Below are 22,324 nucleotides of genomic sequence, written 5' to 3' on the forward strand. Positions count from 1 at the left end.
CCTCAGGCCTGCATCAATTCACGTACGTCAATGAAACGACCGGTCACCGCGGCCGCAGCGGCCATCGCCGGGCTCACCAGGTGAGTACGACCGCCGGCCCCCTGGCGGCCTTCGAAGTTGCGGTTAGAGGTGGAAGCGCAATGCTCGCCACTTTCCAGGCGGTCCGGGTTCATCGCCAGGCACATGGAGCAGCCCGGTTCACGCCATTCGAAGCCGGCCTCGATGAAGATCTTGTCCAGGCCTTCCTGTTCGGCCTGCGCCTTGACCAGGCCCGAGCCCGGCACGACCAGCGCCTGCTTGACGGTGGCGGCAACCTTGCGACCCTTGGCCACGGCGGCAGCGGCGCGCAGGTCTTCGATGCGCGAGTTGGTGCAGGAGCCGATGAACACGCGGTCCAGCTGGATATCGGTGATCGCCTGGTTGGCGTTCAGGCCCATGTACTTGAGGGCGCGGGTGATGGAGTCGCGCTTGACCGCATCGGCTTCGGCAGCCGGATCCGGCACGTTCTGGTCGACGGCCAGGACCATCTCGGGCGAGGTGCCCCAGCTGACCTGCGGCTTGATGTCCTCGGCACGCAACTCGACGATGGTGTCGAAGTGCGCATCGGCGTCGGAAACCAGGTCGCTCCAGGCCTCCACGGCCTTGTCCCAGTCGCTGCCTTGCGGCGAGAACGGACGGCCCTTCACGTACTCGATGGTCTTCTCGTCGCACGCCACCATGCCGACGCGGGCGCCCGCCTCGATGGACATGTTGCAGATGGTCATGCGGCCTTCCATGGACAGGTCGCGGATGGCGCCGCCGGCGAATTCCAGGGCATGGCCGTTGCCGCCCGCGGTGCCGATCTTGCCGATCACCGCGAGGACGATGTCCTTGGCTGTCACGCCGAAGGGCAACTTGCCCTCTACGCGAACCTGCATGTTCTTCATCTTCTTGGCGACCAGGCACTGGGTGGCGAGCACATGCTCCACCTCGGAGGTGCCGATGCCGTGGGCCAGCGCACCGAAGGCGCCGTGGGTCGAGGTGTGCGAGTCGCCGCAGACCACGGTCATGCCCGGCAGGGTCGCGCCCTGCTCCGGGCCGACTACGTGGACGATGCCCTGGCGGACGTCGTTCATCTTGAATTCGAGGATGCCGAAGTCATCGCAGTTCTCGTCCAGGGTCTGGACCTGGATCCGCGACACTTCGTCGGCGATGGCCTGGAGGCCGCCCTTGCGCTCGGCCTGGGTGGTCGGCACGTTGTGGTCCGGGGTGGCGATGTTCGCATCGATGCGCCACGGCTTGCGACCCGCCAGGCGCAGGCCTTCGAAGGCCTGCGGGGAAGTCACTTCGTGAAGGATGTGGCGGTCGATGTAGATGAGCGACGAACCATCGTCACGGCGCTTCACCTCGTGCATTTCCCAGAGTTTGTCGTAGAGCGTCTTGCCGGCCATCAGAGAGTCCTCATCAGCGTCTTTCTATGCCCCTAGGGCTTGTGAGGATGATGCTATGGGTTGTCGTCGAATAACTCAAATTCATATTTTTTATCCAAAGGATTCCCACGAGGAATACGGTGCGATATAAAAGTCTGGCGCCGTATCCAGAGCGCAGGGAGTCGACATGGACCTGACCAGCCTCAACACCTTCCTCGCCATCGCCGAGTCCGGCAGCTTCTCCGAAGCCGGCGAGCGCCTGCACCTGACGCAGCCCGCGATCAGCAAGCGCATCGCCGCCCTGGAGAACCAGTTGGGAGTGCGCCTGTTCGACCGCGTAGGCCGCGAGGTGACCCTGACCGAATCCGGTCGCGCCCTGCTGCCCCGTGCCTACCAGATCCTCAATGTGCTGGACGACACCCGCCGCGCCCTGACCAACCTCAACGGCGAGGTGAGCGGCCGGCTGGTCCTGGCCACCAGTCACCACATCGGCCTGCACCGCCTGCCGCCGCTGCTGCGCGCCTTCACCAAGGCCCACCCGCAGGTCGCGCTGGATATCCAGTTCTGCGACTCGGAAGTAGCCTACGAAGAGATTCTCCATGGCCGCGCCGAACTGGCCGTGATCACCCTGGCACCGGAAACCGCCGAGCCGGTGCGCGCCGTGCCGGTCTGGGATGACCCGCTGGACTTTGTCGCCGCCCCCGAGCACCCGCTGTCGGTACAGGGCCCGGTATTCCTCGCCGACGTGGCGCGGCACCCGGCGGTGTTCCCCGGCGGCAACACCTTCACCCACCACATCGTGCGGCGCATGTTCGAAGCCGAAGGCCTGACGCCGAACATCGGCATGAGCACCAACTACATGGAGACCATCAAGATGATGGTCTCCATCGGCCTGGCCTGGAGCGTACTGCCGCGTACGATGCTGGATGACAGCGTCGTACGCCTGCCGCTGCAGGACATCCAGCTCAGCCGTCAGCTCGGCTACATCCTGCATACCGAGCGCACCCTGTCCAACGCCGCGCGGGCCTTCATGCGCCTGCTCGACGCCCAGGCGGCGGGGCTTGCACCCGTCGCGGCCTAACCTCTATTGTTCTGACAGAATTAGAAGAAGGGGCCCGAATGCCCGTCCGCACGCCACCATGCGTTAGCCGGCCCCACTTGGCCGGTGCCGCCAGCTGCCGGGGAAGCGCCGCATGAGCCGCGTTCCGCGCACGCCCCCGTTCGCTACCGACGGCCAGGACCAGTTCGCCAAAGCCTTTCACACCGCGCCCGACGCCATGGTCATCACCGACCGGGACAGCGGAAAATTCCTCGAACTCAACGCCAGTTTTGTCGACCACTTCGGCTGGAGCCGCGAGGAAGCGCTCGGCCGCACCTCGGTGCAGCTCGGCCTGTGGCGCAGCCTCGACGAGCGCCAGCGGATGCTCGACAGGATCGCCGCCGAGCAACAGCTCGACGGCTTCGAAGTCACCCTGCTGACCCGTACCGGCGAAGTCCGCAGTGCCCGCGTCTACGGCTGCCAGATCGAACTGGACGACCATCCCTGCCTGGTCCTGACCGTACGCGACATCACCCGTGTGCGCGCCCAGGAACAGGCCCTGCGCGACAGCCAGGAGCGCCTCGACCTGGCGCTGGACTCCGCACAACTGGGCATCTGGGACTGGCATATTCCCAGCGGCCTGCTCTACGGCTCTGCGCGCGCCGCCGTTCTGCACGAATTGCCTGACCGGGATTTCCACGGGCCATTCGGCGAATTCTTCGCCTGCGTCGACAAGACCGACCGCGCGCGCATGCGCCAGGCCTACGCCCGCCTCGCCCGCGGCCCGGAGAACGACTACCAGTTCACCTACCGCGCCCAGCTCGACTCCGGCGAAGTCCGCTACCTGGAGAGCCGCGCCCGCCTCTACCGCAATACCAGCGGCAAGCCGCTGCGCATGGCCGGCACCCTGCTCGACATCACCGAGCGCGTGCTCCGCGAGCGCAGCCTGCAAGCCTCGGAGGAGAAGTTCGCCAGTCTGTTCCAGGGCAGCCCGGACCCGATCTGCGTCTCACGAGTGCGCGACGGCGAGTTCGTGGAAGTGAACCCGAGCTTCTGCAGCACTTTCGGCTGGCTCGCCGAGGACATCATCGGCCGCTCGTCCCACCAGGTCACCTTCTGGGCCGATCATCACCAGCGCTCGCGCCTGTTCGAGCAACTGATGCGCGACCACGCGCTGCAGAATGTCGAAGTACAGTTCCTCACCCGCGAAGGCCAGACCATCACCTGCATGGTCGCCAGCCGGCTGATCTGGGTCGACCGCCAGTTGTGCATCCTCTCCAGCTTCCGTGACGTCACCCGGCGCCTGCAGGCCGAGGCCGCGCTCAAGGCCAGCCAGGAGAAGTTCGCCAAGGCATTCCACTCCAGCCCCGACGCCATCACCATCACCGAGCGCGACACCGGGCGCTACATCGAGGTCAACGAAGGCTTCCACCGCCTCACCGGCTACCGCACCGAGGAGGTTATCGGGCAGACGGCACTGGGCATCAATATCTGGGCCGACCCGGACGAGCGCCTGAACATGATCGCCGCGCTCAACCGCGACGGCTTCGTCCACCATCTGGAAATGCGCGGCCGCCACCGTGACGGCACGATCAAGACGGTCGACGTGTCGGTGGAACCGATCGAACTGGGCGGCGTGAATTGCCTGCTGCTCACCGCCCGCGACACCAGCGAGCTGCGCGAGGCCGAGGCACGCATCCAGCACCTCGCCTACCATGACGCCCTGACTGACCTGCCCAATCGCGCCCTGCTGATGGATCGCCTCAAGCAGCAGATCGCCCTGCTGCAGCGCCACAGCCTGCGCGGTGCGCTGCTGTTCCTCGACCTCGACCACTTCAAGCACATCAACGACTCCCTCGGCCACTCCGTCGGCGACTCCATCCTGCAGATGGTCACCGCGCGCCTGGAGGCCAGCGTGCGCCAGGAAGACACCGTGGCCCGCCTGGGCGGCGACGAGTTCGTGGTGCTGATCACCGGTATCGAAGGCAGCCGCCTGGAAACCGCCCAGCAGGTGCGCCAACTGGCGGAAAAACTGCGCGACCTGCTGGCCGAACCGATGCTGCTGGACGGCCATCGCCTGCAGATCACCCCGAGCATCGGCATCGCGCTGATCCCCGACGACGGCGCCACCCCGGACGACCTGCTCAAGCGCGCCGACATCGCCATGTACCGCGCCAAGGACGCCGGGCGGAACACCGTGCAGCTGTTCCACGAATCCATGCAGCAGGCCGCCAGCGAGCGCCTGCGCCTGGAGAACGGCCTGCGCATGGCCCTCGCCCGGCGTGAATTCAGCCTGCACTACCAGCCGCAGGTGGACACCCGCGATTCACGCATCGTCGGCGCCGAAGCATTGCTGCGCTGGCGCCACCCGACTCTCGGCCCGCAATCGCCGGCCAGTTTCATCCGCGTACTGGAGGACAGCGGGCTGATCGTCGAAGTCGGCCAGTGGGTCATCGAGGAAGCCTGCCGTACCGGCGCGCAGCTGCTCGCCGAAGGCCGCATCGACATCGAGAATTTCAGCCTGAGCGTGAACATCAGCCCGCGGCAGTTCCGCCAGAGCGATTTCGTCGAGCGCCTGCTGGCGCTGCTGCACAAGACCAGGCTGCCGCCCAGCCTGCTCAAGCTGGAGATCACCGAGGGCATCGTGATCCAGCAACTGGACGACACCATCGCGCGCATGCAGCGCCTGCGCGAGGCCGGCGTGCGTTTCGCCATGGATGACTTCGGCACCGGCTACTCATCGCTCACCTACCTCAAGCGCCTGCCGGTGGACAGCCTGAAGATCGACCAGAGCTTCGTGCGCGACGCGCCCAACGACAGCAACGATGCGGAAATCGTCCGCGCCATCATCGCCATGGGCCACAGCCTCGGACTGGAACTGGTGGCCGAAGGGGTGGAAACCCCGGAGCAGCTGGCGCTGCTGGCCGAGCAGGGTTGCCACCTGTACCAGGGCTACCTGTTCAGCCGCCCGGTACCGCTGGAGGAGTTCATCGCGCTGCTGCCCAGCCGCGAGCAACAGGCGACCTGAAGCCCGCTACTCGGCGGGCCGCGACTCCGACATCACGACCATCACCTGCGCCTCGTCGGCCTCGCCATCGTTGAGATAAAGATGGCCGACGCTGCTGTCGAAATAGGCCGTCTCGCGCAGGCCGATGCTCACCGACTCGCCCGTCTCGAACTGGATCCGCACGCGGCCGGCCACCACCATGGCGAACTCCTGACCGGGGTGGCGAACGTAGTCGTCGAATTCGCCGACCTCGCGGGCAAAGATGCGCGCGTACAGCGGCGTCATATTGCGCTGTGGGAAATCGCCGGCAATCGGGTAGTACTCATACCCCCCAGTGTCGTAGCCGGCAGCATCGTCGACGCGAGTCTTCACGAAAGTCTTAAGACCCGCCAGGACGCCGACGGCCGGCAGCGGGCGGAACAACTGAGCGATATCCACCTGCAGCGCGCGGGCGGCGGCAGCCAGCTTGTCGTAGCTCACCGCGACCTGCGCCAGCTCCATCTTCGACAAGGTGGAAACCGCTACGCCAGACAGGTCGGAGAGCTGTTTCAGGGTCAGCTTCTGTTGCTTGCGAACTGCCCGCAGACGCGCTCCGACTTCGTCTCGATCCAGCTGCTGGGGCTTGGGTAGTGCTTGGGCGGTTTCGCTCATGGGACTTCTCGTGAGGGGGCCGACGAAAGTTTACCGGGCCTTGCCTTTGTCGCAAAAATTCTCATATCTTAGATTTCTCACATAAGAGAAATCACTCAGAAGGCCCTTGCAGTGAGCCATTTCGATTTCGTCATCATCGGCGCCGGCATTGCCGGAGCCTCCCTCGCCTACCGCCTGAGCGAGACGCACAAGGTGCTGGTACTGGAACGCGAAGAACAGCCCGGCTACCACGCCACCGGGCGTTCGGCCGCCATGTTCATGGAGGCCTACGGCACGCCGCAGATCCAGGCGCTGACCCGTGCCAGCCGCGCCTTCTACGAGCATCCGCCGGCCGGTTTCAGCGAGCACCCGATCCTCACCCCGCGCGGCTGTCTGTACATCGGCGGCCCCGAGCACATCGAGTTGCTGAACCAGGCCGAAGCTACGCCCGGCGTGGAGCGCATCAGCACCGAAGAAGCCCTGGAGCGCCTTCCCTGCCTTCGCGCGGACGCGATCATCGGTGCGCTCTACGAGCCCGACGCCCGCGATCTCGACGTACACGCCCTGCACCAGGGCTATCTGCGCGCGCTGCGCCAGCGCGGTGGCGAGCTGCGCTGCAACCGTGAGCTGCTGTCGGCTGACTATGCGGATGGCGCGTGGACGCTCGAACTCAGCCAGGCCGAAACCGTCCACGCCACGCAACTGGTCAATGCCGCCGGCGCGTGGGCCGACCATGTGGCCGAGCGCTCAGGCATCCGCCCAATCGGCCTGCAACCCTGCCGCCGTACCGCCTTCACCTTCCCGGCGCCCGACGGCGCGGACATCAGCCAGTGGCCGACGGTGATCGGCATCGACGAAAGCTTCTACTTCAAGCCCGATGCCGGCCAATTGCTCGGCTCCCCCGCCAACGCCGACCCGGTGGAAGCGCAGGACGTGCAGCCCGAGGAACTCGATATCGCCCTGGGCGTGTACCACATCGAGGAGCACACCACCCTGGCGATCCGTCGGCCGAACCATAGCTGGGCCGGCCTGCGCTCCTTCGTCTCCGACGGCGATCTGGTGATTGGTGCGGATGCACAGAACCCGGCGTTCTTCTGGCTGGCCGCCCAGGGCGGCTACGGCATCCAGTCCGCCGACGGCGTTTCGCGCCTGGCCCAATCGCTGCTGCTCGGCCAGCCGCTCCCCGAATCCCTGCGCCAGGAAGGCGTCGATCCCCAGCGCCTGGACCCGGCGCGCCTGCGTTGAATTCCCCCGGAGACTTACCCATGAGCGATATCCAGCGTTACCCCAGCAGCCTGCCCTTCCCCTTCTCCCGCGCGGTGAAAGCCGGCGGCTTCCTGTTCCTCTCCGGACAGGTGCCGATGACCGCAGACGGTCAGGTGGTGAAAGGCGACATCCAGACCCAGACCGAGGCAGTGATGACCCGCATCGCCGAGAGCCTGGAAGCCTGCGGCGCGAACTTCTCCCAGGTGGTGAAGGCCACCGTGTGGCTGTCGGACATGTCCCACTTCGCCGGATTCAACGAAGTCTACAAGCGCTACTTCGACCAGGGCCTGCCGGTGCGTTCCTGCGTGGCGTCCGCCCTGGCACTGGGCGTGGACGTCGAGGTGGAAATCCAGGCCTACGTCGGCCAGGCGTAAGCCCTTTTGAGGTCCGGCGCTGAGCCGGGCCGCCCCATAACAACAACAGAGTCTCGATCATGAAAACCAGTCTCAAGCTCGGCGGTGCGTACATCGGCCTGGTGGTGGGCGTCGGCTTCGCCTCGGGCCAGGAGATCCTCCAGTTCTTCGGCGGCTTCGGCATCATGGGCCTGGCCGGCGGCCTGGTGGCGCTGGCGCTGTTCGCCTTCCTGCTGATGAACCTCTACCAGATCGGCAGCCGCCTGCAGACCCAGTCGCACAAGGAAGCCATGGAGTTCATCTGTGGCAAGCCGCTGGGCCGTGTCGTCGACCTGATGCTGACCTTCTTCCTGTTCGGCACCATGGTGGTCATGTTCGCCGGGGCGAACTCGTCCTTCGAGCAGCAACTGGGCATCGGTCATTCCATCGGCGGGATCGTCCTCGGCGTGCTGACCATCATCACCGTGTGCATGGGCCTGAAGCGGGTGATCACCCTGATGAGCCTGATCACCCCGGTACTGATGATCATCGTCGCAATCATCGCCATCTACGCGCTGACACACATCCAGAAGCCGCTGGCGGAGCTGGAGCAGATCGCCCTCGCCGTGCCGCACCCGGCGCCCAACTGGCTGCTCGGCGCGTTGCTCTACGTCTCCTACAACGTCGCCGCCACCGCGGCCGCCGTGGTGGTGATGGGGGGCAGCGTGGCGAACCTGCGCACTGCCGCGCTGGGCGGCGTGTTCGGTGGTATCGGCGTCGGCGTGCTGATCCTCGCCATGGCGCTGGTCATGCTGGTGCAGATCGACGTGATCGGTGGCAGCGCCATTCCCACCCTGCTGCTGAGCAACAACATCGCCCCCTGGTTCGGCGACGTGATGCTCGCCCTGCTGCTGGTGAAGCTGTATTGCACCACCAGCGGTTTCGCCTACACCCTGGCCGCGCGCTGCGCTGCCTACGGCGTGCCCTTCCGCGTGGCGACCGTGGTCGCGGTGGTGCTCGCCTTCATCGCCAGCCAGGTCGGCTTCGTCAGGTTGGTGGGGCTGGTCTACCCGGCCATGGGTTACCTGGGCTTCGTGCTGATGGCAGCCATCGTCATCGCCTGGTGGCGCAATCGCTCGGCGCCGCTGGAGCAAAATGCCTGATCGAGGCACGAACGAAAACGCCCGTCTCTGTCGAGACGGGCGTTTTGCTTTGCGGCTACGAACCGGCTAGCGCCGGGGCGTTGCTCAGCCTTCGATGGCCGGGCGCTGGCCGTTGATGGCAATCCGCTTGGGCTTGGCTTCTTCCGGAACGATACGCACCAGCTCGACGCTGAGCAGGCCGTTCTTCAGCGACGCGCCCTGGACCTCGATATGGTCGGCGAGGCGGAACGACAGCTTGAAGGCGCGCTGGGCAATGCCCTGGTGCAGGTAGGTGACGCTCTCGGAAGCCTTTTCGCGCTTGCCGCCGTTGACGGTCAGCACGCCGCGCTCCACTTGCAGCTCCAGGTCTTCCTCCTGCAGGCCGGCAGCGGCGATGACGATGCGGTACTGGTCGTCACCATGCTTCTCGACGTTGTAGGGCGGGTAGGAACTGCCGCTTTCACTGCGCAGGGCGGATTCGAACAGATCGTTGAAACGATCGAAGCCGACGGACTGGCGGAACAGCGGGGCGAGGGAAAGGACGTTGCTCATTGCGAATCTCCTGAAAATTTCAGCAAGGTATGATCGGGAGCCTGTCTTCAGAACTCCGTTGCGGGACCCGACTTCGGCCTCCCGCAGGAACATAGATTGGGCTGCTCGAATCCATTTCAAGCCCCCTTCGCCACAGGACGATTTTCCATGCTCAAGGTCATGCTGATCACCGGCGCCAGTCGCGGCATCGGCGCCGCCACCGCCCTGCTCGCCGCGGAGCGCGGCTACGCCGTGGCGATCAATTATCGTCGCGAACGCGAGGCCGCCGATGAGTTGGTGACACAAATCACAGGGGCTGGCGGCAAGGCACGCGCCTTCGCCGCCGACGTGGCGAACGAGAGCGATGTGCTGCAGCTGTTCCGAGAAGTGGACGAAGCCTTCGGCCGCCTCGACGTGCTGGTGAACAACGCCGGCATCCTCGAGCGCCAGATGCGCCTGGAAGACATGGACGTGGCGCGCCTGCAGCGGGTATTCGCGGTGAATGTCACCGGCACTTTCCTCTGCTGCCGCGAGGCGATCAAACGCATGGCGCGCAAGCACGGCGGCAACGGTGGCAGCATCGTCAACGTATCGTCCATGGCCTCGCGCCTGGGCTCGCCCAACGAGTACATCGACTACGCCGCCGCCAAGGGCGCCGTGGACAGCCTGACCATCGGCCTGGCCAAGGAAGTGGCGGCAGAAGGCATCCGCGTGAATGCCGTGCGGCCTGGGCTGATCAAGACCGAAATCCATGCCAGTGGCGGCGAACCCGGGCGTGTGGAGCGCCTGCAAGCGGCGATTCCGCTGGGGCGTGGCGGTGAGGCTGAGGAAGTGGCGCGGGCGATCCTGTTCCTCGCCTCGGACGAGTCCAGTTATTCCACCGGCAGTTTCGTCGACGTCAGCGGCGGCCGCTGATTCGGTGTAATCGTGGCGCTCGCTCCTGCGAAGAGCAGATCAGGCGGCCGCTTCGATCTCGACCTGCAGCATCCGATCCAGCACGTCGCAATCGTGCTCGCGGCGTACCTGGGCGAATAGCTCCACGGCCTCGGGATAACTGCGGGTAAGCATCCCCAGCCACTGCTTCAGGCGCCCGGGCGCATAGCGCGGTGCCAGCTTGCGCCGGGCCTGGCGCCAGAAGTCGTCGAGCAGCACGCGCACTTCCGACCAGGGCATCGGCACCACCTCGCGGCCGTCACGCCACGCGGCGATCTGCCGGGCCAGATCGGGGCGCGAAACCAGCCCACGGCCGAGCATGATGTCCGCCACGCCGCTGATGGAACGGCAGCGATGGTAATCCTCGAGCGTCCAGACTTCGCCATTGGCGAACACCGGAACCTTCACCGCATCCGCTACTTTCGCCACCCACTCCCAATGCGCGGGCGGCTTGTAACCATCGGCCTTGGTCCGGGCGTGTACCACCACATGGGCGGAACCGGCGTCGGCCAGGGCGCGGGCGCAATCGATGGCGCCGTCCGGGCTGTCGTAGCCCAGGCGCATCTTCGAGGTCACCGGAATGTGCGCAGGCACCGCACGGCGCACGGCCTCGATGATGCTGAACATCAGCTCGGGCTCCTTGAGCAGCACCGCGCCGCCACGGGAGCGGTTCACTGTCTTGGCCGGGCAGCCGAAATTCAGGTCGATCACCGGCGCACCCAGTTCGCAGGCCTGCACGGCGTTCTCCGCCAGCAGTTGCGGGTCGGAGCCGAGCAGTTGCACACGCATCGGCACGCCGGCGCGCGTCTTGCTGCCGTGCACCAGTTCCGGGGCGAGCGCCAGGAAGGACGACGGCGGCAGCAGTCGGTCATTGATGCGGATGAATTCGGTGACGCACCAGTCGATGCCGCCGACGCGGGTCAGCACATCGCGGAGGATGTCATCTACCAGCCCCTCCATCGGGGCCAGGGCGATCTGCACGGGGGAATCTCGGGCTATGGCGAAGGCCGCGGATTGTAGGGAATGCGCCGCGCCGGGAAAAGCGCGGCGCGACGGATCACGCGCCAGCGGCCAGGGTGTCCGGGGAGAGCAGAGCGCGGCCGTAACCTTCGATGAACTCCGCTGGCATGCGCTTGGGTTTGCCGGTGGATAACTCGATGCAGACGAAGGTGGTCTGCGCGCGCAGGAGGGTCAGGGCGTCCGCCGGGCGCACCAACTGGAAGTAGCGGGTCATCTTCAGGCGCTGGTCTGACTCGACGATCCAGGTCGCCAACTGCAACTGATCACCTTCGTAGGCGGCGGCCAGGTAGTCCACTTCGTGGCGGACCACGGCCATGGCGCGGTCCAGCCGGCGATACTCGGCCAGGTCCAGCCCGAGTTTCTGCGAATGCCGCCAGGCGCAGCGCTCCAGCCAGCTGACGTACACCGCGTTATTGGCGTGACCGAGACCGTCGATGTCCTCGGACTTGACCTCGATATCGATGACGAACGGATCGGGTAACCGCCAACTCATGAAGCATGCTCCAGGCTTGCAGCCAGCGCGCGCGCCTCGCTGGCCAATTGGGTGATCTGATCCCAGGCGCGGGCGCGTACCAGGCTGGGCGGTGCGATCCAGGTGCCTCCGACGCAGGCGACATTGGGCAGGCGCAACACGTTGAGCAGGTTTTCCTGGGTAATCCCGCCGGTCGGGCAGAAGCGGATGCCGGCGAAGGGTGCCTTGAGGCTCTTGAGCATCTTGATCGCGGCATTGCCGTCGGCGGGGAAGAGCTTCAGCGAGCGATATCCGTACTCCAGCGCCACCAGCACCTCGGAGGGCGTCATCACGCCCGGCAGGAACGGCAGCTTCGCATCGTCGGCGGCGGCTACCAGGCGCGGCGTGCAACCGGGGCTGACGGCGAACTGGGCGCCGGCATCGCGGGCTTCCTGGAATTGCTCGGTGTGGATCAGGGTACCGGCACCGACGATCATCTCCGGCAGCTCGCGGCGGATCTCCGCGACCGCATCCAGCGCCTGCGGCGTGCGCAGGGTCACTTCCAGCACCCGTACACCCCCCTCATACAGTGCACGGGCCAGGTCGGCGGCCAGCGCCACATCGTCGATCACCAGCACCGGCATGACAGGGCGTGCCTTCTGCAGTACCCAATCCAGCGACAGATTCATGCATTCCCCCCAATCGACCACCCGCGTGCGCAAGACCTCGCGCCCAGGCCGGGGCGGCCGGAAATGCCCGAAAGTCTACGCCAGCGCGCCGGGCCTGACGACCCGCAAGGGGCCATCACGAAACGAAAACGGCGGCCTGTAGCCGCCGTCATCACCAGGGTGAATGACTCAGGAAACCAGGGCCAGGGGCAGCGGCTCCTCGACCGCTTCCAGCAACTCGAGGATCGCGTCGATGACGGCTGCGTCCGCCATCACCCGGTGATGTCCGCCAGCGGGCAGGCGCAGCAGCCGGCTTTGCGGCCAGGCTTCATGGATGGCCACCGCCTCGCTCACGCGCACGTAGCGGTCATCCTCGGCGTGAACCACCAGGCCAGGAAAGTCCAGCTGATAGCGCGCCACATCCAGTTGTCTGGCGGCAATCCCCGCGCGGCTTTCGATCATCCGGATGAAGCGCGAGCGCGCTACCGGCGGCAAGCCGACGACGCTGGAGAAACCCCGCAGGACGCCGAGCACATTGCTGGGTGCACCGATGGTGACCAGCGTTTCGGTACGCAAGCCCATCTGGGTGGCCAGCAAGGCGCTGGCGCCGCCCATGGAATGGCCGATCACGGCGCGCAGCGGAGGCAGCTCGCCAGCCGCCTCAAGGAGCGCACGGGCGAACAGCACGATATCCGCTTCCCGACCGGGCGAGCGCCCATGCGCCGGTCCGTCCAGGGCGATCACGCCATAACCGGCCCCCACCAGATTCTCGATCAGCGTGGCGAACTGGGTCGGCCGCCCTTCCCAACCGTGCATCAGCAACACAGCCGGCCCTTCTCCCCAGCGCAACGCGGACAAACCAAAGCGCAGGGTCACGCGCTCCGAGCTGGCCAGCAGCGGCAGCTCCCAGTCACGCGGCGCATGTTCATTAGGCGTCACGAACAGCTCACGCATGCGCCCCGCCGCCCATTGCGGCGCCACGCGCCCCAGGGTGGCATTGATGCCTCGAACCCAGCTCAGGCTATTCATTTTTTCGCACCTCCTCAGACCACCGCTTTCTTCGCGGCACGCAGGACGCGATCGGACAGGTCGCCGTCGCCCAGGGCCCGTGCCAGCGCCAAGCCACCAATCATCAGGGCCATGTCGCTGAGCACCGTGTCGATCTCTTCAGGACGCCCGGCCAAAGCCGCGACCATCAATTCCACGTGCTCTTCCAGGGTCTGGCGGAAAGCTTCCGGGAGGTTGGCCACCTCGTTGAGCGAACTGGGAATCGGGCAACCCTCCTCCTCGGTATCGCGATGCTTGCGCGACAGGTAGAACTGCGCCGTCAGCGCGCGGCGCTCTGCGAAGCTCAACTTCGGATCGAAGCGCTTGAGCCCTTCGCGACGCTTGGCAAGCAGTTCGCGGAAGGCTTCCAGCATCAGCGCATCCTTGCTCTCGAAGTGCGAATAGAAACCGCCCACCGTCAGCCCCGCCGCCGACATCACCTCGCCCACGCTCGGGCCGACCGGGCCACGCTGCAGCAGCGCGCTGGTGGCGGCAGAGAGGATGCGTTCGCGGGTCTGGGCTTTCTTGTCGCTCATGGCAGGCCTCCGGCTGAAATATTATGGATAGAATATTATTCGCATAATAAAAATCGGCAAGCAGAAGTTGCGACCGCCGGTCGGGAGAAATCTTTCGGAGAGGGATAAAAACAAAAGGGCCACTGAAAGTCTCAGTGGCCCTATAGGCATCGCAGAGCGATAAAAATGGCGTCCCCTAGGGGACTCGAACCCCTGTTACCGCCGTGAAAGGGCGGTGTCCTAGGCCACTAGACGAAGGGGACATATCCTTCGAAGAAACCCACCAGGCGGTGGATTCTGGCTTCATCCCGTATGGGAATTTGGTGGAGCTAGACGGGATCGAACCGTCGACCTCTTGCATGCCATGCAAGCGCTCTCCCAGCTGAGCTATAGCCCCAGATGACTCTGGCTGACGACGCGAACGCATCGTCGCTGGAATAGTGGCGTCCCCTAGGGGACTCGAACCCCTGTTACCGCCGTGAAAGGGCGGTGTCCTAGGCCACTAGACGAAGGGGACGCAAAACCTTCGATTTCAGCTTCGCTCGGACAAACGAAGCTTACTGGACTTCCTGTCCATAAAAAATTGGTGGAGCTAGACGGGATCGAACCGTCGACCTCTTGCATGCCATGCAAGCGCTCTCCCAGCTGAGCTATAGCCCCAAAGTACCGCTGGATCTACCGTTCCGCTTCGCTCTGTCAGTTCAGTTCGTCGCTGGAACGGGGCGCATCTTAGGGGCGAGGCGAACCCCTGTCAACAACATTTTTTCAGATTTCTTATTTTTTTCTCCCACAGAACAATCACTTAAGTGACCACCGCGGTTTCCGGCCGGCGAAATCCGCGGCTCGCCTGCCCTGCCCCGGTACGTCCGCAATCAACGACGCCGGTGTGAAAAAAGGCCGGAGCTTTGCAGCGTCCGGCCTTTTTCAGTGGAGGAAAGAACTCAGGAGCCGATGGCGTCGCGAATCTTTTCCCACTCCTTGGCTTCTTTCTTCGACGCACCACCCAGCAGTTCCAGGGCCTGGCGCAGGCGATAGCGCGACAGGTCGGCGCCAAGGATTTCCATGGCGTCGAGCACCGACACCGAACTGGCCTGACCGGTGATGGCCGGGAACATCAGCGGCATCACGTCACGCAGCTTGAGACCCAGGTGTTCGGCCACCGCCTGGATGGTCGCGGTGATGCGATCCTTTTCCCATTGGCGCAGCGCTTCGAGCTTCCACAGGACCAGTTGCAGCACCTGGCGAACCTGGGTGGCATCGAGTTTCTTGTGCTCGAACAGCTTGGCGTCCAGCGGCACGCCGCCGCTGAAGAAGAAACCGGCCAGCGGAGCGATCTGGCTGAAGTTCTCCACGCGGCCCTGCACGTGCGGGGCGATCTTCATCAGGTACTCGGGGTTGAGCGCCCACTTCTGCACTTCCTTCGCGAAGTCCTCGACGGACAGCTCGCGGATCCACTGGCCGTTCAGCCAGGAGAGCTTCTCGATATCGAATATCGGCCCGCCCAGCGACACGCGGGACAGGTCGAAATGCTCGATCATCTCCGCCAGGCTGAACTTCTCGCGCTCGTCAGGCATGGACCAGCCCATGCGGCCGAGGTAGTTCAGCAGCGCCTGGGGCAGCAGGCCCATGCGCTCGTAGAAGGTGATGGAAGTGGGATTCTTGCGCTTGGACAGCTTGCTCTTGTCCGGGTTGCGCAGCAGCGGCATGTAGCACAGCACCGGCTGCTCCCAGCCGAAGTACTCGTACAGCTTGATCAGCTTGGGCGCCGAAGGCAGCCACTCTTCGCCGCGCAGGACGTGGGTGATGCCCATCAGGTGGTCGTCGACCACGTTGGCGAGGAAGTACGTGGGCAGGCCGTCGGCCTTCATCAGCACCTGCATGTCCATGCGGTCCCACGGGATTTCCACGTCGCCACGGAGCATGTCCGGCACCACACAGACGCCCTCGGTCGGCACCTTCATGCGCACCACGTGGGACTCACCGGCGGCGATGCGCTTGGCCGATTCCTCTTTCGGGATGTGCATGCAATGGCCGTCGTAGCGCGGGGTTTCCTTGCGCGCCTGCTGCTCGGCACGCAGCGCGTCGAGGCGCTCGGAGGAGCAGAAGCAGGGGAAGGCGTGGCCCTTGTCGACCAGCTCGTCGCTGTACTGCTTATAGATGGCGCCGCGCTCGCTCTGCCGATACGGGCCGTGCGGGCCGCCGACGTCCGGGCCCTCATCCCACTCGATACCCAGCCAGCGCAGTGCGTCGAAGATCTGCTGTTCCGACTCGCGGGTCGAACGCACCTGGTCGGTGTCCTCGATACGCAGGATGAACTGACCGCCGTGCTGGCGGGCGAAGCAGAGGTTGAACAGCGCGATATACGCGGTGCCGACGTGCGGGTCACCGGTGGGAGACGGCGCGATACGGGTGCGGACTGTGGTCATGAAGGCTCTCGTGTGCAGCAATTCTTCGTGTGAAGCGGACAGCGCGCGACGGCGCACGCGCTCATGGGTGCGATGGTATCAGGCGGGCCGCCTTCGGCTCCAGCCAGCGACCGGGATCGATGGGCAGGTTGTTGATCAGGAAGTCGAGGAAGGCCTTCACCTTCATCGCCTGGAAGCGCCGCGACGGGTACACCGCGTACAACTCGCCCACCGGCAGCTGGATCTGCGGTAACACCCGGACCAGACGCCCGCTGGCCAGCTCCTCGTCGACGATGAGTTCCGGCAGCGAGGCGATTCCCGCCCCCGCCAGCACGGTTTCGCGGGCGAAGGTGATGTTGTTGCAGGACAGCACCCGGTGGCACGGCACGGTTTCTCCGCGCAGCGGCCAGTAGCGCTGGGAGTCGGCCTGCAACAGCACGGCGCGGTGGCCGGCGAGCTCCTCGACGGTCTCGGGACGGCCGTGCAGCTCCAGGTAATCCGGGCTGGCGCACAGGCAGCGGTTGGTGGTGAGCATGCGCCGGGCGATCAGCGTCGAGTCTTCCGGCTGGCCGACCATGATGACGATGTCCACGCCCTCCTCCAGCGGATCGACGTTGCGCGAGGTCAGCTCGACCTCGGCGGTGATCTGTGGATAAAGGTTCATGAAATCGCCCAGCACCTTGGCCAGGTACATCTGGCCGAACTCGATGGGCGCGGTGATTCGCAACAATCCCGAAGGCGCCTGCTGCAACTGCATCACCGCCTGCTCCGCCTCGGCGAAGTCGTGCATGATCTGCCGGCAGCGGTCGTAGTAGGCCTGGCCCACCTCGGTCAGGCGCAGCTTGCGGGTGGTGCGGTTGATCAGGCGCACGCCCAGGCGCTCCTCCAGCAGCGCGATACGCCGGCTCACCGTCGACTTCTGCATGCCCAGGCTGTGCGCGGCCTGGGTGAAACTGTGCAGCTCCACGACGCGGGTGAAGATCAGCGCATCATCCAGCCCCATGATTGTTCCCTATAAGCAACAAAGTTTCCGAAGTGTAGCGGCTACGTGCTGCCACGGAACACTGTTACATTGGCAAACATTTTTGGCCAACCAAACGCTCGTTTACCTATGCCCGCACAATTACAACGCCGCCTGACCGTGTTCTTCGTCATCCTCGCCGTGGTCGCCCTCGCCTTCCTGGCGCGCTGGTACTTCATCGGCCGCTTCGTCGAGACCACCGACAACGCCTACGTGCAGGGCGAGATCACCCGCATTGCCAGCCAGCTCGGCGCCCGCGTCGACGAGGTACTGGTGCAGGACAACCAGCACGTGGAGAAAGGTCAGTTGCTGGTGAAGCTGGAAGCTGCTGATTTCCAGCTCGCCCTGGACCGCGCCAAGGCCACCCTGGCCACCCGCGAGGCAGAGCTGGAGCAGGCGCGCAGCAAGCTCAAGGGCCAGACCAGCATGATCGCCGCCAGCGCGGCCGACGTGAATGCCAGCCAGGCCACCCTCGGCCGCACCGAAGTCGATCTCGGCCGCGCCCAGGCGCTGCGCAAGCCCGGCTACGTGTCGGAAGAACGCGTCACCACCCTGGCCGCCGACTCCAACGTCGCCCGCTCCCAGGTGGCCAAGGCCCAGGCCGACCTGCAGGCCCAGCGCGTACAGCGCGAAACCCTGGGCACCGATGTCCAGCGCCTGCAGGCGCAGATCGAAAGCGCCCGCGCCGACATCACCCAAGCCGAGATCAACCTCGCCCGCACCGAAATCCACGCGCCGGTCAGCGGCCTGGTCGGCCAGCGCGGCGCCCGTGTCGGCCAGTACGTGCAGGTTGGCAGCCAGTTGCTGTCGCTGGTGCCGGACGACGGCATCTGGGTCCAGGCCAACTTCAAGGAAACCCAGATCGGCAAGATGCGCCCCGGCCAGACCGCCAGGCTGGTGTTCGACTCCTTCCCCGACCAGCCCATCGAAGGCCAGGTACAGAGCCTGTTCGCCGCCTCCGGCGCGCAGTTCAGCCTGCTGCCGCCGGACAACGCCACCGGCAACTTCACCAAGGTGGTGCAGCGCATTCCGGTCAAGATCACCTTCGCCGACGACAACCCGCTGAAGGGCCTGATCCGCCCAGGCATGTCCGTCGAGGCCGAGGTCGAGCTGCGTGTCCGCTGATGCCCTGGTGCGGCCAGTCGGGGAGCCGACCCGCCGCGACTGGATCGCCGTGTTCAGCGCCATGCTCGGCGCGTTCATGGCGGTCCTCGACATCCAGATCACCAACTCCTCGCTGAAGGATATCCAGGGAGCGCTGGCCGCCACCCTGGAAGAAGGCTCGTGGATTTCCACCTCCTACCTGGTGGCGGAAATCATCATGATCCCGCTCACTGCCTGGCTGGTGCAGTTGCTCTCGGCGCGCCGGCTGGCGTGGATGATCTCGGTCGGCTTCCTGTTCTCCTCGCTGCTCTGCTCGTTCGCCTGGAACCTGGAGAGCATGATCGTGTTCCGCGCCATGCAGGGCTTCACCGGCGGCGCGCTGATCCCGCTGGCCTTTACCCTGGCGCTGATCAAGCTGCCGGAACACCACCGTCCCAAGGGCATGGCGCTGTTCGCCATCACCGCTACCTTCGCGCCCTCCATCGGGCCAACCCTGGGCGGCTGGCTGACTGAGAACTTCGGCTGGGAGTACATCTTCTACATCAACATCCCGCCGGGCCTGTTGATGATCGCCGGCCTGCTCTACGGCCTGGAGAAGAAGCCGCCGCACTGGGAGCTGCTGAAAAGCACCGACTACGCCGGCATCGTCACCATGGCCATCGGCCTGGGCTGCCTGCAGGTGTTCCTGGAAGAAGGCCACCGCAAGGACTGGCTGGAATCGAACCTGATCGTCAGCCTGGGCAGCATTGCCCTGGTCAGCCTGATTCTGTTCGTGATTCTGCAGACCTCGCGGCCCAACCCGCTGATCAACCTGGGCATCCTGCGCAACCGCAACTTCGGCCTGTCGAGTATTTCCAGCATCGGCCTGGGGATGGGGCTGTACGGATCGATCTACGTGCTACCGCTGTATCTCGCGCAGATCCAGGGCTACAACGCCATGCAGATCGGCGAGGTGATCATGTGGATGGGCGTGCCGCAGCTGTTCCTCATCCCGCTGATCCCCAAGCTGATGAAGATCATCGAGCCGCGCCTGCTCTGCGCCATGGGCTTCGGCCTGTTCGGCATGGCGAGCTTCTTCTCCGGCGTGCTCAACCCGGACTTCGCCGGCCCGCAGTTCAATCAGATCCAGCTGTTGCGCGCCCTTGGCCAGCCGATGGTGATGGTCACCATCTCGCTGATCGCCACCGTCTATCTGCAACCGCAGGACGCCGGTTCGGCCTCCAGCCTGTTCAACATCCTGCGCAACCTCGGCGGCGCCATCGGCATCGCGCTGCTGGCAACCCTGCTGGATAGCCGCGCCAAGGTCTATTACGACTACCTGCGTGAAGCGGTGGTGCCGGTGAACGGTGCAGTGGACGAGCGCCTGGCGCAGCTGACCTCGCAACTGGGAACGCAGCAGGCGGCGCTGGGCAAGATCAGCGAGATCGTCCACCAGCAGGCGGCGATCATGGCCTACAACGATGCCTTCCATGCCATTGGCATTGTGCTGGCAGTCAGCATGGTGGCAGTGTTGCTGACGCGCCCGCTGCCGGCGGGCGTGGGTTCTGGAGCTGCGGCCGGGGCGCACTGAGTCCCAAGCCTCGCAAAATTCTGTAGGAGCGAGCTTGCTCGCGAAAGCTCAATCAGCCGGCCACACCGGCATCAGGCAGTTCGCGAGCAAGCTCGCTCCTACAAAGAGTCGATCAGCCCATCGACACGATGCGGTCGCGCAACTTGCCGATCTCGTCACGCACGCCAGCGGCGGCCTCGAACTCCAGGTCGCGGGCCAACTGGTACATGCGCTCTTCCAGCTGCTTGATGCGTTTGCCGATCTCTTCCGGCGTACGCGGCTCGTTGTCGTAGCGGCCGCTCTCCTCCGCGACTTTCGCCAGGCTGCGGCGCTTGCCCTTGGCGCCCGGCACCACGGCACCTTCGAGGATGTCCTTGATATCCTTGGTGACGCCCTTGGGCACGATGCCGTGCGCTTCGTTGAAGGCCACCTGCTTGGTGCGGCGGCGCTCGGTCTCGTTGATCGCCCGCTGCATCGAGCCGGTGATGTTGTCGGCGTAGAGGATCGCCTTGCCGTGCAGGTTCCGCGCGGCGCGGCCGATGGTCTGGATCAGCGAGCGCTCGGAACGCAGGAAGCCCTCCTTGTCCGCATCGAGGATGGCCACCAACGCCACTTCCGGCATGTCCAGCCCCTCACGCAGCAGGTTGATGCCCACCAGTACGTCGAACTTGCCCAGGCGCAGGTCGCGGATGATTTCCACCCGCTCCACGGTGTCGATGTCCGAGTGCAGGTAGCGCACGCGCACGTCGTGGTCGCCCAGGTAGTCGGTCAGATCCTCGGCCATGCGCTTGGTCAGGGTGGTGACCAGTACGCGCTGATCCAGTGCCACACGCTTGCCGATCTCAGAGAGCAGGTCGTCCACCTGGGTGGTCGCCGGGCGGATTTCCACCTCCGGATCGACCAGGCCGGTGGGGCGCACCACCTGCTCGATCACACGACCAGCGTGTTGCTCTTCATACGGGCCGGGCGTCGCCGAAACGAAGATGGTCTGCGGGCTGATCGCCTCCCACTCCTCGAAGCGCAGCGGCCGGTTGTCCAGCGCCGATGGCAGGCGGAAGCCGTATTCCACCAGGGTTTCCTTGCGCGAGCGGTCGCCCTTGTACATGGCGCCGACCTGGGGAACGCTGACGTGGGACTCGTCGATCACCAGCAGGGCGTTATCAGGCAGATAGTCATAAAGAGTCGGCGGCGGCTCGCCAGGACCACGCCCGGAGAGGTAGCGCGAGTAGTTCTCGATACCGTTGCAGTAGCCCAGTTCGAGGATCATCTCCAGGTCAAAGCGCGTGCGCTGCTCCAGTCGCTGGGCTTCCACCAGCTTGTTGTTGGTGCGCAGGTAGTCCAGGCGCACCTTCAGCTCGGCCTTGATCTGCTCCACCGCCTCCAGCAGCGTCTCCCGCGGGGTCACGTAGTGGCTCTTGGGGTAGAAGGTGAAGCGCGGCAGCTTGGTGAGCACTTCGCCGGTCAATGGGTCGAAGGCGGCGATGTTCTCCACTTCGTCGTCGAACAGCTCGACGCGGATGGCCTCCAGGTCCGACTCCGCCGGGAAGATATCGATCACGTCGCCGCGCACGCGGAAGGTCGCGCGGGCGAAATCCATGTCGTTGCGGGTGTACTGCAGGCTGGTCAGGCGGCGCAACAGCTCGCGCTGATCCATCTTGTCGCCGCGATCCAGGTGCAGGACCATCTTCAGGTAGGACGCCGGGTCGCCCAGGCCATAGATCGACGACACGGTGCAGACGATGATCGCGTCCTCGCGCTCCAGCAGCGCCTTGGTCGCCGACAGCCGCATCTGCTCGATGTGGTCGTTGATCGAGGAATCCTTCTCGATGTAGGTGTCCGAGGACGGCACATAGGCCTCGGGCTGGTAATAGTCGTAGTAGGAGACGAAGTACTCCACCGCGTTGTTCGGGAAGAAGGTCTTGAACTCGCCGTACAACTGCGCGGCCAGGGTCTTGTTCGGCGCCAGCACCATGGTCGGGCGCTGTACCTGGGAAATGACGTTGGCGATGCTGAAGGTCTTGCCGGAGCCGGTCACCCCCAACAGCGTCTGGTGCGACAGGCCCGCTTCCAGCCCCTCAACCATCTGTCGGATGGCTTCTGGCTGATCGCCAGCGGGCTTGAAGCGCGAATCCAGCTGGAATAACGACATGGGAACCTCGCTTTGACGTGTGACGCTTCGGTCGCCAAAGCGTCATACCAGTCGAAAAGCATGCGCGACAACTCGCCGCCTGCCATAGAGGCCTATATAATACCGG

General features: G+C 65.1%; 19 protein-coding genes and 4 tRNA genes. 8 read left to right on the forward strand and 15 right to left on the reverse strand.

What is annotated here, in order from left to right; translation table 11 throughout:
• Nucleotides 1-2 precede the first annotated feature (2 nt).
• Complete coding sequence (gene leuC, locus LDJ84_RS20785; protein WP_024766912.1) at nucleotides 3-1,430, reverse strand: 3-isopropylmalate dehydratase large subunit; 1,428 nt, start codon at nucleotides 1,428-1,430, stop codon at nucleotides 3-5.
• Nucleotides 1,431-1,596: 166 nt separating this feature from the next.
• On the opposite strand from leuC, the gene LDJ84_RS20790 reads away from it, so the two are divergent.
• The gene (locus LDJ84_RS20790) at nucleotides 1,597-2,490 is read left to right on the forward strand and encodes a LysR family transcriptional regulator (protein WP_024766911.1); all 894 of its coding nucleotides are present in this window, start codon (nucleotides 1,597-1,599) and stop codon (nucleotides 2,488-2,490) included.
• 112 nt (nucleotides 2,491-2,602) lie between these two features.
• Nucleotides 2,603-5,476 carry an EAL domain-containing protein gene (locus tag LDJ84_RS20795; protein ID WP_226045368.1) on the forward strand — a complete coding sequence of 958 codons (2,874 nt, stop codon included), beginning with the start codon at nucleotides 2,603-2,605 and terminating at the stop codon, nucleotides 5,474-5,476.
• A 6-nt stretch (nucleotides 5,477-5,482) separates the two neighbouring features.
• Here LDJ84_RS20795 and LDJ84_RS20800 read toward each other — a convergent pair whose 3' ends face one another.
• Nucleotides 5,483-6,106 carry a helix-turn-helix domain-containing protein gene (locus LDJ84_RS20800; protein ID WP_037014620.1) on the reverse strand — a complete coding sequence of 208 codons (624 nt, stop codon included), beginning with the start codon at nucleotides 6,104-6,106 and terminating at the stop codon, nucleotides 5,483-5,485.
• Between the two features lie 111 nt (nucleotides 6,107-6,217).
• Between LDJ84_RS20800 and LDJ84_RS20805 the strand changes: the two genes are divergently transcribed.
• From LDJ84_RS20805 to LDJ84_RS20815, 3 genes are read left to right on the forward strand one after another with little or no spacing between them, the layout of a single operon-like run.
• Entirely contained in the window at nucleotides 6,218-7,330 is a 1,113-nt protein-coding gene (locus LDJ84_RS20805) for an NAD(P)/FAD-dependent oxidoreductase (protein WP_084357420.1), read from the forward strand.
• A 20-nt stretch (nucleotides 7,331-7,350) separates the two neighbouring features.
• The gene (locus tag LDJ84_RS20810) at nucleotides 7,351-7,725 is read left to right on the forward strand and encodes a RidA family protein (protein WP_024766907.1); all 375 of its coding nucleotides are present in this window, start codon (nucleotides 7,351-7,353) and stop codon (nucleotides 7,723-7,725) included.
• Between the two features lie 59 nt (nucleotides 7,726-7,784).
• The gene (locus tag LDJ84_RS20815) at nucleotides 7,785-8,846 is read left to right on the forward strand and encodes a membrane protein (protein WP_024766906.1); all 1,062 of its coding nucleotides are present in this window, start codon (nucleotides 7,785-7,787) and stop codon (nucleotides 8,844-8,846) included.
• A gap of 84 nt (nucleotides 8,847-8,930) precedes the next feature.
• Here the strand turns inward: LDJ84_RS20815 and LDJ84_RS20820 are convergent, their stop codons facing one another.
• Complete coding sequence (locus LDJ84_RS20820) at nucleotides 8,931-9,377, reverse strand: Hsp20 family protein (protein ID WP_024766905.1); 447 nt, start codon at nucleotides 9,375-9,377, stop codon at nucleotides 8,931-8,933.
• A gap of 147 nt (nucleotides 9,378-9,524) precedes the next feature.
• Here LDJ84_RS20820 and LDJ84_RS20825 point away from each other — a divergent pair, with 147 nt between their 5' ends.
• Complete coding sequence (locus tag LDJ84_RS20825; protein ID WP_084357421.1) at nucleotides 9,525-10,271, forward strand: SDR family oxidoreductase; 747 nt, start codon at nucleotides 9,525-9,527, stop codon at nucleotides 10,269-10,271.
• A 39-nt stretch (nucleotides 10,272-10,310) separates the two neighbouring features.
• On the opposite strand, the gene LDJ84_RS20830 is transcribed toward LDJ84_RS20825, so the two are convergent.
• The 11 genes from LDJ84_RS20830 to LDJ84_RS20880 all read right to left on the reverse strand — a co-directional run bounded on the left by LDJ84_RS20830 (nucleotide 10,311) and on the right by LDJ84_RS20880 (nucleotide 17,398).
• On the reverse strand, nucleotides 10,311-11,270 hold the full coding sequence (locus tag LDJ84_RS20830; RefSeq protein WP_084357422.1) for a tRNA dihydrouridine synthase: 960 nt from the start codon (nucleotides 11,268-11,270) through the stop codon (nucleotides 10,311-10,313).
• Nucleotides 11,271-11,346: 76 nt separating this feature from the next.
• On the reverse strand, nucleotides 11,347-11,802 hold the full coding sequence (locus LDJ84_RS20835) for an acyl-CoA thioesterase (protein WP_024766902.1): 456 nt from the start codon (nucleotides 11,800-11,802) through the stop codon (nucleotides 11,347-11,349).
• On the reverse strand, nucleotides 11,799-12,449 hold the full coding sequence (locus LDJ84_RS20840) for a bifunctional 4-hydroxy-2-oxoglutarate aldolase/2-dehydro-3-deoxy-phosphogluconate aldolase (RefSeq protein WP_084357423.1): 651 nt from the start codon (nucleotides 12,447-12,449) through the stop codon (nucleotides 11,799-11,801). Before LDJ84_RS20840 ends, LDJ84_RS20835 begins: the two co-directional genes overlap by 4 nt.
• Nucleotides 12,450-12,617: 168 nt before the next feature.
• Nucleotides 12,618-13,457 (reverse strand): alpha/beta fold hydrolase, encoded by an 840-nt coding sequence (locus tag LDJ84_RS20845; RefSeq protein ID WP_084357424.1) that lies wholly within the window; start codon nucleotides 13,455-13,457, stop codon nucleotides 12,618-12,620.
• A gap of 14 nt (nucleotides 13,458-13,471) precedes the next feature.
• Nucleotides 13,472-14,011 (reverse strand): TetR/AcrR family transcriptional regulator, encoded by a 540-nt coding sequence (locus LDJ84_RS20850; RefSeq protein ID WP_024766899.1) that lies wholly within the window; start codon nucleotides 14,009-14,011, stop codon nucleotides 13,472-13,474.
• A 166-nt stretch (nucleotides 14,012-14,177) separates the two neighbouring features.
• Nucleotides 14,178-14,253: transfer RNA gene (locus tag LDJ84_RS20855), tRNA-Glu, on the reverse strand.
• A 58-nt stretch (nucleotides 14,254-14,311) separates the two neighbouring features.
• A tRNA-Ala gene (locus LDJ84_RS20860) sits at nucleotides 14,312-14,387 on the reverse strand.
• A 44-nt stretch (nucleotides 14,388-14,431) separates the two neighbouring features.
• Nucleotides 14,432-14,507: transfer RNA gene (locus tag LDJ84_RS20865), tRNA-Glu, on the reverse strand.
• A 67-nt stretch (nucleotides 14,508-14,574) separates the two neighbouring features.
• Nucleotides 14,575-14,650 (reverse strand) — tRNA-Ala (locus LDJ84_RS20870).
• A 281-nt stretch (nucleotides 14,651-14,931) separates the two neighbouring features.
• Nucleotides 14,932-16,416, reverse strand: a complete 1,485-nt coding sequence (gene gltX, locus LDJ84_RS20875) for a glutamate--tRNA ligase (protein WP_024767344.1) — start codon at nucleotides 16,414-16,416, stop codon at nucleotides 14,932-14,934.
• Between the two features lie 61 nt (nucleotides 16,417-16,477).
• The gene (locus LDJ84_RS20880) at nucleotides 16,478-17,398 is read right to left on the reverse strand and encodes a LysR family transcriptional regulator (protein WP_024767345.1); all 921 of its coding nucleotides are present in this window, start codon (nucleotides 17,396-17,398) and stop codon (nucleotides 16,478-16,480) included.
• A 108-nt stretch (nucleotides 17,399-17,506) separates the two neighbouring features.
• Between LDJ84_RS20880 and LDJ84_RS20885 the strand changes: the two genes are divergently transcribed.
• Both LDJ84_RS20885 and LDJ84_RS20890 read left to right on the forward strand, forming a co-directional pair.
• Nucleotides 17,507-18,541 carry an HlyD family secretion protein gene (locus tag LDJ84_RS20885; protein WP_024767346.1) on the forward strand — a complete coding sequence of 345 codons (1,035 nt, stop codon included), beginning with the start codon at nucleotides 17,507-17,509 and terminating at the stop codon, nucleotides 18,539-18,541.
• A 49-nt stretch (nucleotides 18,542-18,590) separates the two neighbouring features.
• Nucleotides 18,591-20,090 carry an MDR family MFS transporter gene (locus LDJ84_RS20890; protein ID WP_089285740.1) on the forward strand — a complete coding sequence of 500 codons (1,500 nt, stop codon included), beginning with the start codon at nucleotides 18,591-18,593 and terminating at the stop codon, nucleotides 20,088-20,090.
• A gap of 112 nt (nucleotides 20,091-20,202) precedes the next feature.
• On the opposite strand, the gene uvrB is transcribed toward LDJ84_RS20890, so the two are convergent.
• Nucleotides 20,203-22,218, reverse strand: coding sequence for an excinuclease ABC subunit UvrB (uvrB, locus tag LDJ84_RS20895; RefSeq protein ID WP_084357425.1), 2,016 nt, complete (start codon nucleotides 22,216-22,218; stop codon nucleotides 20,203-20,205).
• Nucleotides 22,219-22,324 lie beyond the last annotated feature (106 nt).

The organism is Pseudomonas sp. HS-18 (assembly GCF_020401845.1).
Classification (GTDB): Bacteria; Pseudomonadota; Gammaproteobacteria; order Pseudomonadales; family Pseudomonadaceae; genus Pseudomonas; species Pseudomonas nitroreducens.